2 protein-coding genes and 1 pseudogene are annotated in these 2,199 nt (G+C 62.4%); 2 read left to right on the top strand and 1 reads right to left on the bottom strand.

Annotation, left to right across the window (positions count from 1 at the left end):
- Positions 1-201: pseudogene (locus tag EN925_RS32800) on the top strand (phosphonate monoester hydrolase); the annotation flags it as partial.
- Positions 202-252: 51 nt separating this feature from the next.
- Here the strand turns inward: EN925_RS32800 and EN925_RS32795 are convergent.
- Positions 253-1,572, bottom strand: coding sequence for a PRC-barrel domain-containing protein (locus EN925_RS32795; protein WP_127368353.1), 1,320 nt, complete (start codon positions 1,570-1,572; stop codon positions 253-255).
- A gap of 251 nt (positions 1,573-1,823) precedes the next feature.
- Here EN925_RS32795 and EN925_RS32790 point away from each other — a divergent pair.
- A partial coding sequence (locus tag EN925_RS32790) for a diacylglycerol kinase family protein (RefSeq protein ID WP_281040680.1) occupies positions 1,824-2,199 on the top strand: 376 nt, incomplete at its 3' end.

Here is a 2,199-nt window from a genome sequence, read left to right as displayed (position 1 = left end):
CTGCTGTTCGATCTGGAAAATGACCCGGACGAATTGGACAATCTCGCGGCCGACCCCAGCCATCTCGCCGTGCGTCTGGAATTCGCCGAACGGCTGCTCGCCTGGCGAGCCGAACATCTCGACCAATCGCTGGCACTGGCCGAATTGACCGAGAACGGCCTCGTCGGCCATGCCGCTGGCCTGCCTCCACGCCACACATGAACACAGGCCCGCATCGTTGCCGGCGCGGGCCTGTATCCGACTGGGTGGAAACTACCTGACGATCATGCGCTGCTGATCGCGCTTCTCGGCATAGCTGCCCTTGTCATAGGCGGTTTGTGCCTCGAGCTGTTCCTTGGTGAAGGTCGTGTACAGGTATTTGTTGCCCGCCTTGTCGGTCATGAATTTGAGATTATCCATGCCGACCGCGACTTCCTTCTCGCCAATGCCGAGGAAGCCACCGACATCGACGATCACCGCATCGGCCTTCTTGTCGGGCGCAAGCACGACATCGCCGATCTCGCCGACCTTGGCGTCGTTGGCGCCATAGACAGTCGTGCCCTTGAGGTCATCGGCGCGAATCTCACCAACCGGCATCTCGGTCAGCGTCGACTTGTCGATGGCTGCGGTCTTTGTCTGGTCCGGAGCCGAGGCATCGGGGGTCGTGGGCGCCGGAGCCTGTGCCGTCTTGTCGGACGGAGCGACGGCAGGGGCTGCGGCGGGCGCGACTGCTGCCGGCGCATTCGAAGCCGTCGTTGCCGGCGCAGGGTCATAGGCCTTGCGGTTGAAATCCGGCTGCGCCTGCAATTCTTCCTTGGTGGTCTGGGCGACCAGCCAGCGGTCGCCATTCTTCTCGGCCCACTGCGCCTTCGAGAAGTCATAGGTGACGTTCTTGGCGCCAAGGCCTAGGAAACCGCCGACGCCGATGACCAAGTACTGCGCCTTGCCATCCTTGGTCAGCACAATGTCGTTGACGTCGCCGATGTTCTGGGCGTCATCGCCGGTGCCGTTGTAGACGTTTTCCCCGATGATGTTGGTGGCGAGATTGCCGTCGGCGCGCTTGACTGGTTCTGCCGAAGCGGCGTTCATGTCGACAGGCTTTTGCGCTGTGTCCGTCGTCGCGGGTGCTGCCGGCGCTGTTGCGTCGGTCGATGCCGCAGGTGCTGGGGTCGGGCTGTAAGGCTTTTTATCGAATTCTGCCTGCGCCGTCAGTTCGTCCTTGGTCGTCTGGGCCACCAACCAGCGGTCGCCATTCTTTTCGGCCCACTGCAGTTTGCCGTAGTCGAAAGCAACGCTTTTGGCGCCGACACCCAGAAAACCGCCGACGTCGATGACAACGGATTTCGCCTGCCCATCCTTGTCGAACACGACGTCGCTGACCTTGCCGATGTTTTCGGCATCGTCGCCGGTGCCGTTGTAGACGGACTCACCGATGATGTTGGTGACGATGCTGCCCTCTGCGCGTGGCACAGGAGCGGCGGCGGGCTCCTGGACGGCGGGCGTGGCAGGCGCCGTATTTGTTGCGTTCTGCGCATAGGCGCCGGTCGCGACAAAGGTTGCGAGCGCCGTCGTGGCTAAAAGATTGCGGATCATGGTAGTCTCTCCTCGTGCCTGATCTCATGCGCCGCGTCTTCCTTGGGGAACGCGGCATCTACAGGTTCACAACGTCGTGACCGGGTCAGTTGTTCCGACAAAGCGCTGCGGTCCGGGAACGAAACCACGGAAATTATTGAGCCGCTGGGGTAGTCACCCCGTGGCAAGAGGAACCTTTCTGTCGACGCCGCGTTTCAGCCGTTGGCTGGGTATATCCCGGCCGCCTTTAGGCTGACCTGGTGGAGCGGGGCATGAGATTTGCAGCGGTGCTGAACCGGGACGGCGGCACTTTGCGCACCACCGACCTCGCTGCTTTCTCCGACAGGATGCATCAGACGTTGGAAACGGCAGGCCACTCGCTCAGCATCGAAATTGTCGCCGGCAAGGATGTGGTGGAGACGCTGGACAACGCCGCTTCGCGTCGCTCGGTCGACATCGTGCTGGCGGCTGGCGGCGACGGGACCATTTCCGCCGCGGCCGCCCGACTGATGGGCACGAAGAAGGCGCTTGCCATATTGCCAGCCGGCACCATGAACCTGTTCGCACGCGGGTTGGGCATTCCGCAGTCGCTCGACGGGGCGCTGAAATCCTTCGCCGACGGCGAAATCATTGCTGTCGATGTGGCGA

Source organism: Mesorhizobium sp. M7A.F.Ca.US.006.04.2.1 (genome assembly GCF_004022915.1).
Classification (GTDB): Bacteria; Pseudomonadota; Alphaproteobacteria; order Rhizobiales; family Rhizobiaceae; genus Mesorhizobium; species Mesorhizobium ciceri.
This window is presented reverse-complemented; position numbering and strand designations above follow the sequence as displayed.